This window comes from Acidisoma sp., from assembly GCF_035492295.1.
GTDB lineage: Bacteria > Pseudomonadota > Alphaproteobacteria > Acetobacterales > Acetobacteraceae > Acidisoma.
The window spans coordinates 1-14,355 of sequence record NZ_DATJJK010000178.1; the positions used below are offsets into that span (position 1 = coordinate 1).

Below are 14,355 nucleotides of genomic sequence, written 5' to 3' on the forward strand. Positions count from 1 at the left end.
CCGCACTCTCCGGCAGCGACATGGTCATCGAGGCGGCGACCGAGCGGGAGGACGTCAAGATCGCGATCCTTAAAGGCCTCGTCCCCCATCTCAGCCCCGGGGCGATCATCGCGACCAATACCTCTTCGATCCCCATCACCCGTCTCGCCGCCGCCACGGACCGGCCGCACAAAGTCATTGGCATGCATTTCATGAACCCGGTGCCGGTGATGAAGCTCGTGGAGGTGATCCGCGGCATCGCAACCGACGAGGAGACTTTTCTCGCCGTCGCGGCGCTGGCGCAGCGCATGGGCAAGACCACGGCGGTTGCCGAGGATTATCCCGCCTTCATCGTGAACCGCATCTTGATCCCGATGATCAACGAGGCGGTCACGGCCCTGATGGAAGGGGTGGGATCGGTCACGGCTATCGACGCCGCCATGAAACTCGGCACCAACCAACCGATGGGGCCGCTGGAACTGGCGGATTTCATCGGTCTCGACACCTGCCTCGCCATCATGCGGGTGCTGCACGAGGGCATGGGGGACAGCAAATACCGGCCCTCACCGCTGCTCGTAAAATATGTCGAGGCCGGTTGGCTCGGCCGCAAGTCGAAACGCGGTTTCTACGACTATACCGCCACGCCGCCGCGCCCGAGCCGTTAAGAGCGGCTCAGAGGCCGACCGCCGCGTAGAGCCGGCCGAGTGCCGGCACGGCGCCGACGACCTGCGGCTCGAAAAGGATCGCTGCGATGACCAGAACGATGATGAGCATCGCGACCAGCCACGCGCCGCGCCACCCGCTCCAGGAAGGGCGGTCGGCGACCGGCGCCCGCTCCGTTTCCCCGAAGGAGAGTTCGTGGGACAGGCGCCGCTCCTCGGGATCGCCCATGTCGAACTCGGCCTCCGTCTCGTCCCGTTTGAGCAGGCTGCGCGTGGAGGCGGGCGGTTCGGCCACGGCGGGCTCGAGCGTCCGGCCCGGCAGGGGGCCGGCCACGCTGTCCGCCAGCGGGGAATTTCTGGCCGCCAGTGGCGCGGCAGGCGAAGCGGCGGCTGCACGGCCCTGCGCGGAGACGAGCTTGGAGGGCGGCCGCTCGGCCGGTAGGGCAGAGGGATCGCGCATGAGATCCGGCGGCATGCCACCGGCAGCAGCCGGCTCCGGCTGGGCCATGGCCTGCTGTGGCCCCAGGCCCGGCACCGCCTTCACCGCACCGACCACGGTCCATTGATACCCGCAACGATTGCAACGCACCTCCCGCGGCTGGGCGCCGAAGAGATTGTCGGGCGCCTCGTAGATGGCGGAACATTCACGACAGACCAGTCGCATCAGCGGCTATACCTTCGCCTTGGGACGATTGGGGACTTTGCGTCCCTTCATTTCATCCACGGATTGTGGCCAAGAGCGGCGGCCCGTGCAATCCTCTCCCTCGGACTTCGCTGGACGGGACCTTGATCGACTTTGACCATGGCTGACGAGAGCAACGTCTTCTCCGCGAGGGGATCCGACCGGGCCGAGCACCGCCCCAACCGTCGGCCATGCGCTTGCCAAGGCGCGAACTGCACGCGGGCAGCGGCCAGGCGGGCCGGGTGGCGCGCGGGCGGGGTCTTCCGAGGCTTGCCCCCAGGGACTTGCACCCCGTGATCTGACCCCAGTGACCTGACCGTGGATAGCTCTGCTCCATGATTCATTTCGAGAATGTCAGTCTGCGCTACGGCTCGGGTGCCGCCCCCCAGACGGAGGTGCTGCACGACCTCAGTTTCCGGGTGCCCGAGGGCGGTTTTCGCTGGCTAACCGGCCCCTCCGGCGCCGGCAAGACCAGCCTGATGCGCATGGTCTATCTTGCCGTGCGTCCGTCGCGTGGGCGACTCTTCATCCAGGGCGCCGATATCGGACGGGCGGAGCGCCGGCAACTGCCGCGGCTGCGCCGGCGCATCGGCGTCGTCTTTCAGGATTTCCGACTGCTGCCGCATCTGACCGCTTTCGACAATGTGGCCCTGCCACTGCGTATCTCCGGCCGGCCGGAGGGACAGATCCGGGCGGATGTGATGGAGATGCTGCGCTGGGTGGGCCTCGCCGCGAAGATCAATTCCCACCCTTACGAACTCTCGGGCGGCGAGCAGCAGCGGGTCGCCATCGCGCGCGCCGTCATCAGCCGGCCGGTCATGCTGCTCGCTGACGAACCCACCGGCAATTTGGACGATGCCCAGGCCGAACGCCTCATGCAGCTCTTCCAGGAACTCAACCGCCTCGGCACGACGGCGATCGTCGCCACCCATAATGAGTCCCTGATGGCGCGCTATCCGGCGCGAACTCTGCGCCTCGAAGCCGGGCGGCTGGTCCAGGATGGCTGAGTTCGACGAGGACTATTACGATGAGGATCCGGCCCACCGTCAGTCGGTCCCGCCGCCATTGCCTCCGGCATCTCCGCGCGAGCCGATGGGTCGCGTATCCGGCGGCCATGCCGCGTCGGGCCGCGCACCCGCCCGGCCGGAGCCTCGGCCCCAGGCCCCGCGTCGGCCGCCTTCCAAGCGCAATTTGCGCCCCGTTGGCTTCGACGATCTCGGTCTGCGGCGCGCGCTTTCGGACCGGCTGCTGCCGCTGCTCGTGGCCGCCATGACCTTCCTGGCCGCCCTCGCCTTCGCCGGGGCGGTCGCGACCTCGACCTTAGCTCAGCATTGGCAGACCGGAGCGGAAGCGGAGCTCACCATCCAAATCCCGACCCCGAACGACCCGGCATCCGCCAGTCCTGCCGGCGGCCATCTCTCCCGGCTCGATGCCGTACTCGCCGTACTGCATGCCGAGCCTGGCATCGTCTCGGCCCGCGCCATGACGACGGACGAACTCACGACCCTGCTGAAACCCTGGCTCGGTCCCACGGGCTCAGCCCTCGCCCTGCCGCTGCCGGCCGTCATTTCGGTGGAACTTGCGGCGGGCGGCGCGGTGCCGGCCGATCTCGCGAGCAAGCTTCAGGCCGCCGCGCCCGAAACGGCCATGGAAAGCGCGGATGTCTGGGCCGAGCGTCTCTCGGCGCTCGCGCGCAGCCTGCAGGCCTGCGCGGCGGTGGCGCTGCTGCTCGTGGTCGCGGTCGCGATCGCCGTGGTCGCGGTCGCGACGCGGGCGGGTCTTTCCGCCCGGCGTGACGCCATCGAGATCATCCACGGGCTGGGCGCGACCGATTCCTATATCGCCGGCCGCTTCGCCCGGCGCGCCATGCGCCTCACCGCGACAGGCGGGGCGGTGGGCGCGGTCGCTGCCTTGCCGGTGCTGCTCTGGCTCGCCTATCTCGCCGCGCCCTTCGCGCAGGGAGGGGCGCCGATGGCGGCGGCCACACCCCTGCTGGCCTTGCCGCTCTCGCTCTGGATCGCGCTGCCGGTGCTGCCCTTCACCGCCGCCCTCATCGGCTATCTCACCGCCGAGGGGACGGTGCGCCGCTGGCTGAGACGGCTGCCGTGACGCGGCGGGGCCGGTCGGTCTCGCGGCGCCGGGCCGCCCGCGCCCGCACGCGTGTCGCCCGCCGGACCGGGCGGCAGCTGGTCCAGCGCGTGATCGCCGCGCTTTGCCTCCTGCTGCTGATTGGCTGGTGCGGGGGCTTCCTGTGGTTCCTCTATGTGACCTATTCGCCATCGGTCGCGCCGGCGCGGGCGGACGGTATCGTCGTCCTGACCGGCGGCGAGGACCGGCTGGCGACCGCCTTCCAGATGCTCAACGAGGGTCATGCCGACCAGCTGCTCATTTCCGGCGTTCCGGCGGCCGTGACGCTTCGCGATGTCGAACGTTCGGCCCATCTCGCCAAGCCACCCGCCGCGACCCATGTCACGCTCGGCCATCACGCCCAGACGACCGTCGGCAATGCGGACGAGACCGCCGCCTGGGTCCGCGCCCATCACATCCGCAGCCTGATCGTGGTCACGGCCGGCTATCACATGCCACGCGCGGTTCTGGAACTCAGCCGCGCCATGCCGGACGTCCAGCTCTATCCCATGCGGGTGCAGCCGGCCGCCATCTTCGATGGCACGCGCCTGCATGTCTGGCGGCTCCTGCTCGGCGAATACACCAAGTGGCTCCTGGCCGAGCTCCGCTTCGCGCGGCTCGTGGGCTTTCTTCGAGGGATCAACAACCCATGAAGCGACTGTGGCTCGGTGCCGCGTCCTTGCTGTTCAATATCGGCTTCTACGCGGCCACCACTTTCTACAGCCTCTGGGGCTATGTCGATCTGCGCCGGGGCCGCGCCGACCGGCTGATCCTGCGCGGCCGCGCCTGGGCGCGGGTCGTGATCCGGCTGCTGCGGATCTGCTGCGGGATTGAGGTGCGGGTGAGCGGGCTCGAGAATCTGCCCGTGGATGGCCCCGTGCTCATCGCCTCCACCCACCAGTCGGCCTTCGATACGGCGGTCTGGATGCTGCTGCCGCGCCCGTCCTATGTGCTGAAGAAGGAACTTCTGAAGGTCCCGGTCTTCGGCGGCCTCATGCAGCCCTCCGGCATGATCGCGGTCGATCGCAGCGCCGGGGCTCGTGCCATCCGCGATCTCATCCGCGATGGCCAGGCAGCGGCGGCGGACAGTCGCCAGGTGGTGATTTTTCCACAAGGGACTCGCGCCGGCCCCGGCGAGCCACGGGTGATCCAGCCGGGCGTAGCGGCGCTTGCCGGCGCCATGGGCGTTCCGGTCGTTCCGGTCGTGACCGATTCCGGCGCCCATTGGGGACGCAACTCCTTCCTCAAGCGGCCGGGCACGATCCACATCGTCATCGGCAAGCCTCTGCCGGCGGGGCTCGCCCGTGCGGCCCTGGTGGGGGCCCTCGATGCCGCTTGGGCAGAGCTTGAGGATAACATGAACAGCGCTGTGGATAAGATTGTGTATGAGTCGGTTTCGGTCTTCGACTCACGCACGAGCGATTAGCGCTAAGATCAGATTATATCTTGTTTTTTTTCATCCCCATGACTCTGAGCACCCCCTTTGGGGACGTTGGGGACTAATTTTCGGGGCATGTGGGAAAGAGCGGCGCGGGAGAATTGACGCTTTCTTCCCGGGCGGCCTTGGCTCATTCTCTGCCCGATGCTGATGCATGCGAGCTGCGCCGCGCGAGACGAACTCGGACTTCTCCTGACCGGTGCGCCCGGAGCAGGGAAATCCGACATGCTGCTGCGCCTGCTCGACCGAGGCTTCGCGCTGGTCGCGGATGACCAGGTCGAAATCGGGGAGGACGGCTGGGCGCAGGCCCCCGAAGCGCTTGCCGGCCTCGTCGAAATCCGTGGCCTCGGCATCATGCGGCTGCCCTATGTCGAGAAGACCCGGCCCATCCTGGTCGCCCAGATGGTGCAGGGGCCCGTGCCGCGGCTGCCCACCCCCCGCCGGGACGAGACGCTCGATCTGCCGCTCATCGCGGTTGATCCGCGCCCGGCCTCGGCCGCCCAACTCCTCGATTTCGCTTTCGAGGCAGCGGCCGGTCGTCTCGGCCAGAAGGCGGGCGCCTTCGCATGAGCGGGGCACCCGAGCGCCGCATCGTGCTGGTCACCGGGCTTTCAGGTGCCGGCAAATCCTCGATCCTTCATACGCTCGAGGATCTCGGCTACGAGACCGTCGACAATCCGCCCTTTTCCTTGCTGGACGAGCTGTTCTCCCGCACCGACCGGGCGCTCGCCATCGGCATTGACGCCCGCACCCGCGGTTTTGCCGCGACCGCCGTCCTGGAAGCGATCGCCCGACTCAAGCCGGAGACCGGCCTTACCGCGGAGCTGATCTTCGCGACCGCCGAGGATTCCGTTCTTCTTCGGCGCTATACCGAGACGCGGCGCCGCCACCCCCTGGCGCCCCAAGGCCAAGTGCGAGACGGTATCGCGGCCGAACGGGCGCTGACGGACGAATTGCGGGCCGCCGCCGATCTGGTGCTCGACACCTCGGCCCTGCCGCTGCCGGCGCTGCGCCAGGCTATCGGCAAGCGCTTCGGTATCGCCGCGGAAGACGGACTGTCCCTGACGCTCATCTCCTTTGCCTATCGCGCAGGGCTTCCGCCCGAGGCCGATCTCGTCTTCGACGCCCGCTTCCTACGCAATCCTCACTACGATCAGACGCTGAGGCCACGCACTGGATTGGATCCGGAAGTCTGCGCATATATCCGCAACGATCCGGACTGCGGAGCCTTCCAGGAAGCCATCCGTTCGATGGTCTTGCTTTTACTGCCGCGCTTCGTGCAGGAAGGTAAGAAGTATGTGACCGTCGCGATCGGATGTTCTGGCGGGCGACACCGCTCGGTTTTTCTGATTGAAACTTTGGCTGAGCTATTACGGCAAGCAGGTTGGCAGCCGCTCGTCGTGCATCGCGAACTTGATCGCGAGCGCGAGAAGGGCCTTTCGGGCCCGGCGGCAGCGTGATCCGCATCAAGGCCATGGGAGGCCGCTGAACTCATCATGATCGGTCTAGTACTCGTCACTCACGGCCATCTCGCCGAAGAGTTGCGATCGGCTATGGAGCACGTCGTCGGGCCCCAACGCGGGGTCGAGACGGTCTGCATCGGCCCCGAGGACAATATGGAGGACCGTCGACGCGACATTCAGCGTTCGATCGGCCGGGTCGATACCGGTGATGGTGTCGTGCTGCTGACGGACATGTTCGGCGGAACGCCGAGCAACCTCGCCATTTCCCTCATGGATTCCAAGGATGTCGAGGTCATCGCCGGGGTCAATCTGCCGATGCTCGTCAAGCTCGCCAAGGTGCGCGGCCAGCAGAACCTTGCCAGCGCCGTCAGCTGCGCACAGGAAGCCGGGCGCAAATACATCGCCTGCGCCTCACAGGTTCTGCAGGGCGTGCGCGGAACCTGCGGGTGAGCGGGTCTATGGAGTCCGCTGCCGGCGCGCTGACGCGCCATCTTCTCATCGTCAACAAGCGCGGCCTGCACGCGCGCGCGGCGGCCAAGCTGGTGACCGCTGCCGAGCAGTTTGGCGCCGAGCTTTCGGTCGCCAAGGACGGGCAGATCGTGTCCGCCCGCTCCATCATGGGCCTCATGATGCTCGGCGCCGGCCAGGGTTCGAAGGTCACCCTTTCGGCTGAGGGCTGGGACGCCAAGGAAGCCATCGATGCCGTCGCCTCGCTGATCGAGGCTGGCTTCCATGAGGAAGACTGACCCGAAGGCGGCACCAAAGCCCCGCGCGGCGAAGACGGGGTCCAGGTCCGCCACCCCGCCATCTGCACCACCGCCAGCCGAGAAGCACTTCCTGGGCCTGCCCATCGGCGCCGGCATTGCCGTCGGGCCAGCCTATCTTTTCGAGGACCAGACCCCGGACTTCACGCCGGTCGCGATTCTGCCCGCGCAGGTCGAGGCTGAACTGGAGCGGCTCGACACGGCGGTCGTCAAATCCCGCCGGCAACTGGCCAAGCTCCGCGCCCAGTTGGCCATGCTGCCGGACGAAGGCCGGGCCGAACTCGAACCGCTGCTCAACGCCTATTTGCAGATGATCGGCCCCTCGCGCCTGTTGCGCGGCGTGCGCCGCCGTATCGAAGCCTTGGCTTCGGCCGAAACCGCGGTGCATGAGGAGGTCGAAGTCCTTGCCGCCATGGTGCTCGCCGTGCCGGACCGGGACCGTGCTGGCCTGCGCCGCCGGGCGGACGAGATTCACGAAATCGGCCGGCGGGTCATCCGCAATCTCACCGAGACGCCCTTCCAGAGCTTCGCCAAGCTCGCCCAGGGCACCATTCTGGTGATGGAAAATCTGCGCCCGGCTGATGCGGCGCTGCTCAGCCCGGCGCGGCTGGCCGGGGTGGTGACGGAGGAGGGGGGTACCGACGGGCATACCGCCGTCATGCTGCGGGCGCTGGGCATTCCCGCCGTTCTGGGCGCGCCCGGGGTGACGGAGGGGATCGAGAGCGGCGATCTGCTGGTGCTCGACGGCGGCAGCGGCCAGGTCACGGTGCATCCGGGGCAGGAGACCCTCGCCGCGGCGAAACGCTCCTCCGCCGCCTTCGCGCGGGAAAGACAGAAGCTTGCCCAGCTCCGCCGCCTCGCGGCCGAGACCACGGACGGCCAGGCGGTCGAGCTTTTCGCCAATCTGGAAGTGCCCCTCGAACTGCCGCTGATCGCGCAGGCGGGGGTAGACGGCATCGGCCTTTTCCGCAGCGAGTTCATGTTCATGAACCGCGAGGAACTGCCGGACGAGGATGAACAGACCGAGGTCTATGGCTCCGCCGTCGAGGCGATGGAGGGCGATCCCGTCACCATCCGCGTGCTGGATTGGGGGGGTGAAAAGGAAATCGAGGCGCTGCAGACCCGCGGCATTGCGGGCCAGGTTTCGGGCATCAATCCGGCGCTTGGCCTGCGCGGCATCCGCATGCTGCTGCGTCACCAGGAACTGCTCGAGACACAGCTGGCCGCCATCCTGCGGGCGAGCCTGCGCGGCCCGGTCAATATCCTTCTTCCCATGGTGACGACCACCGAAGAGGTGCGCGGCGCGCGGGAGGTGCTGCAGAAGGTGGTTCGCCGGCTGAAGCGCCGTGGCGAGGAATTGCCCGCCCGCATGCCGCCTCTGGGCATTATGATCGAAACCCCTGCTGCCGCGCTTTCGGCCGATGCGCTGGCGCTGGAGGCCGATTTCTTCGCCATCGGTACCAACGACCTCACGATGTACGCCATGGCTGCCGACCGCGGCGATGCCGAGGTCGCGAAACTCTACGATCCGCTGCATCCCGGGGTTCTGCGGCTCGTCCAGTTCACGGTCGAGGCAAGCCTCAGGCTCCGCAAGCCGGTTTCGATCTGTGGCGAGATGGCGGCCAATTCGAAGCTCACGCCCCTGCTGCTCGGTCTCGGGCTTCGCGCCCTGAGCATGAACGCGAGCGCCGTGCCGCGCGTGAAGCAGGTGGTGCGCAGCGTCTCGAGCGCCGATTGCGCGCGCCTCGCGCGGCGCGTGATGGAGCAGAGCGAACCCGAGGCGATTCGCGACCTCGTGGAGGAGTTCGCCGAGAAATATCTGTAGGCCCGCATGGCTGATGGGCGCCTGCACCACCGCTCGGCGCTGGACTCCTATCCTGCGATCCGCTATCTGCCCCGCCTCAATCGGAACGCGGGAGAGGTCGGGAAACCGGGCTCGGATGAACCGCGGTCCTTGTTCGCGTTTAACCAGGAACGAGGGTCATGGCGAAAAAGATCGTCGGCTACGTCAAACTGCAGATTCCGGCCGGCAAGGCCAACCCGTCTCCGCCGGTGGGCCCAGCCCTCGGCCAGCGTGGTCTGAACATCATGCAGTTCTGCAAGGAATTCAATGCGGTGACGCAGGGCATGGAGCCCGGCATGCCGGTGCCCGTGGTTATCACCGCTTTCGCGGACCGCACCTTCACCTTCATCACGAAGACGCCGCCCAACACCTATTTCCTCATGAAGGCGGCGAACATCAAGAAGGGTTCGACCACCACGGGCAAGGGTTCGACCATCGGTCGCGTGACGATGTCGCAGCTGCGCGAGATCGCGGCCCAGAAAATGGTGCACATGAACGCGAACGACGTCGAAGGCGCCGTCCGCATGCTGGCAGGCTCGGCCCGTTCCATGGGCCTCTCGGTGGTGGAGGGCTGATCCGATGGCCAAGAACAAGCGCCTTGCGTCGGCCTACAACGCTTTTGACCGCACCAAGACCTATTCCCTCGCCGAAGCCGTCAAGATCGTGAAGGGCAATGCCCGCGCGAAGTTTGACGAGACGGTTGAGTTTTCGATGAATCTCGGCATCGATCCGCGCCATGCCGACCAGATGGTCCGTGGCCTCATCGGCCTGCCGAACGGCACCGGCAAGACGCTGCGCGTCGGCGTTTTCGCCCGTGGCGCGAAGGCCGAGGAAGCGCAGGCGGCGGGTGCCGACGTGGTCGGCGCCGAGGATCTGGCTGAGAAGGTCCAGGCCGGCGAGATCGCCTTCGACCGCTGCATCGCGACCCCGGACATGATGGCCCTGGTCGGCCGCCTCGGTAAGATTCTCGGGCCGCGTGGTCTGATGCCGAACCCGAAGCTCGGCACCGTGACGATGGACGTGAAGGGTGCGATCACCGCGGCCAAGGCCGGTCAGGTCGAGTTCCGCGCCGAGAAGGCGGGCATCATCCATGCCGGCATCGGCAAGGCGAGCTTCGATGAGGACAAGCTGATCGAGAACATTCGCGCCCTGACGGATGCGGTGCAGAAGGCGAAGCCTGCGGGCGCCAAGGGCACTTACCTGCAGAAGGCGGCACTCAGCTCCTCTCAGGGCCCGGGCGTCCGTATCGACGTTTCGAGCCTCACGGCGGTTGCTGCCGAGTAAGGCAAACGAATTCGTCCGGGGGTTTCGACCTCCGGACGCGCAGGAGAGGGGGACCTCTCCGAACCTGTCCAAGACCAGACGTGAGCCGGCCCCCGCTCAAGACATGGGGCCGGCCCTTAAACGGCGAGCATGCCGGCGGGTGGGAGACGGGGAAGCCAGCGATCGCAGGTTCTGCCCAGGAGGCAGGGCCGCGAACTTTGGCGGTTCCGGCTGAAAAGGACAGGCGAACCGGGCATGTGAACGGTGCTAGCCGCGCGCATGCTCATGGGAAACCCGGCGGCGGGCCTTTGGTCCGGCGCCTTTGGTGGCGGAGTTTACTGTGGACCGTACGGAGAAGCGGGAGTTCGTCGCTTCGCTCGCAGCGGTGTTCGCAGAGACGTCGATGGTGGTCGTGACCCGTAACAACGGGTTGACGGTTGCCGAGGTGACGGATCTGCGGCGCAAGATGCGGGCCGAAGGGGTGACCTTCAAGGTTGCTAAGAACCGTCTGGCCAACCTCGCCCTGGAAGGGACCCAATTCGACGGCATCAAGCCGATGCTGAAGGGGCCGACCGCGCTTGCGTGGTCGAAGGACCCTGTGGCAGCGGCGAAGGTTGCCGTCGAGTTCGCCAAGACCAACGAGAAGTTCGTCGTCATCGGCGGTGCTCTCGGCACCCAGGCGCTTGATGCGTCAGGTGTCAAGGCGCTCGCCGAACTGCCGTCGCTCGATGCGCTGCGCGCCAGGCTGGTGGGGATGATTCAGACCCCCGCCACCCGGATCGCGGCCGTCGTCCAGGCGCCGGCCGGCAACCTCGCGCGGGTTTTTGGGGCCTATGCCAGGAAGGACGAGGCGGCCTGACCGTTACAGGGCGTGCCTACCTTTCGATGATGTGATGCCGGGTGTTTCGGCTTGCATTGAACCGAGCAAAGTTATTATATAGGAAGTTGACAATGGCTGACCTTTCCCGCCTGGTGGAAGAGCTTTCGGGCCTCACCGTTCTCGAAGCCGCTGAGCTCTCCAAGCTTCTCGAAGAGAAGTGGGGCGTCTCCGCCGCCGCTCCTGTGGCCGTCGCCGCTGCTGCCGGCCCGGCCGCTGCCGCTGCTCCTGTCGAAGAGCAGACCGAATTCACCGTCATCCTGGCCAAGGCCGGTGACAAGAAGATCAACGTCATTAAGGAAGTTCGCACCATCACGGGTCTCGGCCTGAAGGAAGCGAAGGACCTTGTTGAAGGCGCGCCGAAGCCCGTCAAGGAAGGCGTGAACAAGGACGAAGCCGAGAAGATCAAGAAGGTTCTCGAGGAGAACGGGGCCTCTGTCGAAATCAAGTGATTTCGGCCATCCCGGGACTTTCATCCGGGATGGGCATCGCGGACTAAGATGGGGTGGGGATCGGTCCGGTCTCCACCCTTTCCTTGGTTGCGGGGTAGAGTTGTCGTCCCTGGGGCGGCGGATCGACGTTTGAGTTTGTAGAACGGCTCCGGATCATCCTCCGGGCTGGGGCTGAGCTTCGGTCGTCCTGCGGGACCTGAAGCGGGATCAACGGCTGGGTCGGCCTGGTGGACGGGTGCGGATCTCAGTGAAGGCCGGCCGGCATCTTCCCGGCCCGGTGTGAAAATCGAAGGCTAAGGGCAAGCGATGAACGCTATTTCAGGTGGCTCGAACCAATCCTTCACAGGGCGGAAGCGCATTCGCAAGAGCTTCGGACGTATCCCGGAAGTGGCGCCGATGCCGAACCTGATCGACGTGCAGAGGTCCAGCTACGAGGGCTTTCTGCAGATGAACGTGGCGCCCGACAGCCGGACGCAGACGGGCCTTCAGGAAGTCTTCAAGTCGGTCTTCCCCATTGACGACTTCGCCGGCCGCGGCCGGCTGGAATTCGTCTATTACGAGCTGGAAGAGCCGAAATACGACGTCGAGGAATGCATTCAGCGCGGCATGACCTTTGCCGCGCCGCTGAAGGTCGTGCTGCGCCTGATCGTCTGGGATCTGGACGAGGACACCGGCGCCCGCTCCATCCGCGACATCAAGGAACAGCCGGTCTACATGGGCGACCTGCCGCTCATGACCGACAACGGCACTTTCGTGATCAACGGCACCGAGCGCGTCATCGTCAGCCAGATGCACCGCTCGCCGGGCGTCTTCTTCGATCACGACAAGGGCAAGACGCATTCCAGCGGCAAGTTCCTCTTCACCGCACGCGTCATCCCCTATCGCGGCTCCTGGCTCGATTTCGAATTCGACAGCAAGGATCTCGTCTACGTCCGCATCGATCGCAAGCGTAAGCTGCCGGTGACGACGCTGCTTTACGCGCTGGACAGCCTGGCGACGGGCAAGCTGCGCGAAGCGCGTGCGGCCAAGGGCGAGAGCGTCGACATCGGCGAGATCCGCGGCATGGATCCGGAGGAGATCCTCGGCACCTTCTACGGCCAAGTCGTCTTCAGCCAGTCAGCCAAGGGCTGGGCGCGTCCCTTCGAGCCCGATGCCTTCCGCGGCATGAAGCTCTTCGAGAACCTGGTCGATGCCGAGACCGGCGAGATCGTGGCCAAGCCCGAGGAGAAGATGACGGCGCGCTTGACCCGCCGCATCGCCGAGAAGACCAAGACCGTGCTCGCGACCCGGCTCGACCTCATCGGCCGCTTCATCGCGATCGACATTGTCAACGAGACCACCGGCGAGATCTTCATCGAAGCCGGCGAGGAGTTGACCGAGGCCCGTCTGACCGCGCTGGAAGAGGCCGGCATCACGGAACTGCCGACGCTCGCTATCGACCAGGCCAAGGGTCCTTGGATCCGCAACACGCTCGCCGTCGACAAGAACACCAATCGCGACGATGCGCTGATCGACATCTATCGCGTCATGCGCCCCGGCGAGCCGCCGACCAGCGAGACGGCGGAAGCGCTGTTCCGCGGCCTTTTCTTCGACTCCGACCGCTATGATCTGTCCGCCGTCGGCCGCGTGAAGATGAACATGCGTCTCGGCGTCCACGCCGAGGATACCGTGCGCGTGCTGCGCAAGGAGGACATCCTCCGCACGGTTCAAATCCTTTGCGAACTCAAGGACGGCCGCGGCTCGATCGACGATATCGACAATCTCGGCAACCGCCGCGTGCGTTCGGTTGGTGAACTGATGGAGAACCAGTATCGCGTCGGCCTGCTCCGCATGGAGCGGGCGATCCGTGAGCGCATGGGTTCGGTCGACATCGATACGGTGATGCCGCACGATCTCATCAACGCGAAGCCGGCCGCGGCCGCGGTGCGCGAATTCTTCGGCTCCTCGCAGCTCAGCCAGTTCATGGACCAGACCAACCCGCTTTCGGAAGTGACGCATAAGCGCCGCCTCTCGGCGCTTGGGCCGGGCGGTCTGACGCGTGAGCGCGCCGGCTTCGAGGTACGCGATGTGCACCCGACGCATTACGGCCGCATCTGCCCGATCGAGACGCCGGAAGGCCCGAACATCGGTCTGATCAACAGCCTCGCGACCTATGCCAAGGTGAACAAATACGGCTTCATCGAGACGCCCTATCGCCTGGTCGAGAATGGCGAGGTCAAGGACGGCTGGAAATACCTCTCCGCCATGGAAGAGGAAAAGCTGATCGTCGCCCAGGCCGATGTGCCAATCGAGAACAACCGCTTTACCGAGGAACTCGTCTCGGTCCGCCAGCAGGGCGATTTCCGCCTGGTGCCGCCGGATCAGGTGACAGCCGTGGACGTGTCCCCGCGCCAGCTGGTCTCTGTGGCCGCCGCGCTCATTCCGTTCCTTGAGAACGACGACGCGAACCGTGCGCTGATGGGTTCCAACATGCAGCGTCAGGCGGTGCCGCTAATCCGCGCCGATGCGCCGCTCGTCGGCACCGGCATGGAAGCGGCGGTCGCGCGCGATTCAGGCGCGACCATCGTTGCCCGCCGCGGCGGCATCATCGACCAGATCGATGGCGCCCGCATCGTCGTCCGCGCCTCCTCGGGCGAGGGCGGCACCGGCGGCGTGGACATCTACCGTCTGCGCAAGTTCATGCGCTCCAACCAGTCGACCTGCATCAATCAGCGCCCGCTGGTCCGCGTGGGCGACCGGGTACAGGCCGGTGACATCATCGCCGACGGTCCCTCGACCGAGCTTGGCGAACTGGCGCTCGGCCGC

Annotated in this window: 16 protein-coding genes; 15 read left to right on the forward strand and 1 reads right to left on the reverse strand. The window is 66.3% G+C overall.

Features of this window, described 5'->3' with window-relative positions; all coding sequences use genetic code 11:
* A partial coding sequence (locus VL752_RS13030; RefSeq protein ID WP_325355894.1) for a 3-hydroxyacyl-CoA dehydrogenase NAD-binding domain-containing protein occupies positions 1-644 on the forward strand: 644 nt, incomplete at its 5' end.
* Between the two features lie 7 nt (positions 645-651).
* Here VL752_RS13030 and VL752_RS13035 read toward each other — a convergent pair.
* Entirely contained in the window at positions 652-1,305 is a 654-nt protein-coding gene (locus VL752_RS13035; RefSeq protein WP_325355896.1) for a zinc-ribbon domain-containing protein, read from the reverse strand.
* A 353-nt stretch (positions 1,306-1,658) separates the two neighbouring features.
* Here VL752_RS13035 and ftsE point away from each other — a divergent pair, with 353 nt between their 5' ends.
* From ftsE to rpoB, 14 genes are all read left to right on the forward strand, one after another.
* A complete protein-coding gene (gene ftsE, locus VL752_RS13040; RefSeq protein ID WP_325355898.1) occupies positions 1,659-2,330 on the forward strand; it encodes a cell division ATP-binding protein FtsE in 672 nt (223 codons plus the stop codon).
* Positions 2,323-3,432, forward strand: a complete 1,110-nt coding sequence (locus VL752_RS13045; RefSeq protein WP_325355900.1) for a cell division protein FtsX — start codon at positions 2,323-2,325, stop codon at positions 3,430-3,432. The genes ftsE and VL752_RS13045 overlap by 8 nt, the downstream gene beginning before the upstream one ends.
* Positions 3,429-4,103, forward strand: coding sequence for a YdcF family protein (locus VL752_RS13050; protein ID WP_325355902.1), 675 nt, complete (start codon positions 3,429-3,431; stop codon positions 4,101-4,103). Before VL752_RS13045 ends, VL752_RS13050 begins: the two co-directional genes overlap by 4 nt.
* Positions 4,100-4,876 carry a lysophospholipid acyltransferase family protein gene (locus VL752_RS13055; RefSeq protein WP_325355904.1) on the forward strand — a complete coding sequence of 259 codons (777 nt, stop codon included), beginning with the start codon at positions 4,100-4,102 and terminating at the stop codon, positions 4,874-4,876. Before VL752_RS13050 ends, VL752_RS13055 begins: the two co-directional genes overlap by 4 nt.
* 162 nt (positions 4,877-5,038) lie before the next feature.
* The gene (locus tag VL752_RS13060; protein ID WP_325355924.1) at positions 5,039-5,458 is read left to right on the forward strand and encodes an HPr kinase/phosphorylase; all 420 of its coding nucleotides are present in this window, start codon (positions 5,039-5,041) and stop codon (positions 5,456-5,458) included.
* A complete protein-coding gene (rapZ, locus tag VL752_RS13065) occupies positions 5,455-6,348 on the forward strand; it encodes an RNase adapter RapZ (RefSeq protein WP_325355906.1) in 894 nt (297 codons plus the stop codon). The genes VL752_RS13060 and rapZ overlap by 4 nt, the downstream gene beginning before the upstream one ends.
* Positions 6,349-6,384: 36 nt before the next feature.
* Positions 6,385-6,801, forward strand: coding sequence for a PTS sugar transporter subunit IIA (locus VL752_RS13070; protein WP_325355908.1), 417 nt, complete (start codon positions 6,385-6,387; stop codon positions 6,799-6,801).
* A gap of 8 nt (positions 6,802-6,809) precedes the next feature.
* Positions 6,810-7,097, forward strand: coding sequence for an HPr family phosphocarrier protein (locus VL752_RS13075; protein WP_325355910.1), 288 nt, complete (start codon positions 6,810-6,812; stop codon positions 7,095-7,097).
* A complete protein-coding gene (ptsP, locus tag VL752_RS13080) occupies positions 7,084-8,940 on the forward strand; it encodes a phosphoenolpyruvate--protein phosphotransferase (RefSeq protein ID WP_325355912.1) in 1,857 nt (618 codons plus the stop codon). Before VL752_RS13075 ends, ptsP begins: the two co-directional genes overlap by 14 nt.
* Before the next feature lie 158 nt (positions 8,941-9,098).
* The gene (gene rplK / locus VL752_RS13085) at positions 9,099-9,533 is read left to right on the forward strand and encodes a 50S ribosomal protein L11 (RefSeq protein WP_325355914.1); all 435 of its coding nucleotides are present in this window, start codon (positions 9,099-9,101) and stop codon (positions 9,531-9,533) included.
* Between the two features lie 4 nt (positions 9,534-9,537).
* A complete protein-coding gene (gene rplA / locus VL752_RS13090) occupies positions 9,538-10,242 on the forward strand; it encodes a 50S ribosomal protein L1 (protein WP_325355916.1) in 705 nt (234 codons plus the stop codon).
* 319 nt (positions 10,243-10,561) lie between these two features.
* The gene (gene rplJ, locus VL752_RS13095; protein WP_325355918.1) at positions 10,562-11,080 is read left to right on the forward strand and encodes a 50S ribosomal protein L10; all 519 of its coding nucleotides are present in this window, start codon (positions 10,562-10,564) and stop codon (positions 11,078-11,080) included.
* Between the two features lie 92 nt (positions 11,081-11,172).
* The gene (rplL, locus tag VL752_RS13100) at positions 11,173-11,550 is read left to right on the forward strand and encodes a 50S ribosomal protein L7/L12 (protein ID WP_325355920.1); all 378 of its coding nucleotides are present in this window, start codon (positions 11,173-11,175) and stop codon (positions 11,548-11,550) included.
* A 306-nt stretch (positions 11,551-11,856) separates the two neighbouring features.
* The coding region (rpoB, locus tag VL752_RS13105; RefSeq protein ID WP_325355922.1) for a DNA-directed RNA polymerase subunit beta at positions 11,857-14,355 on the forward strand (2,499 nt) is incomplete at its 3' end.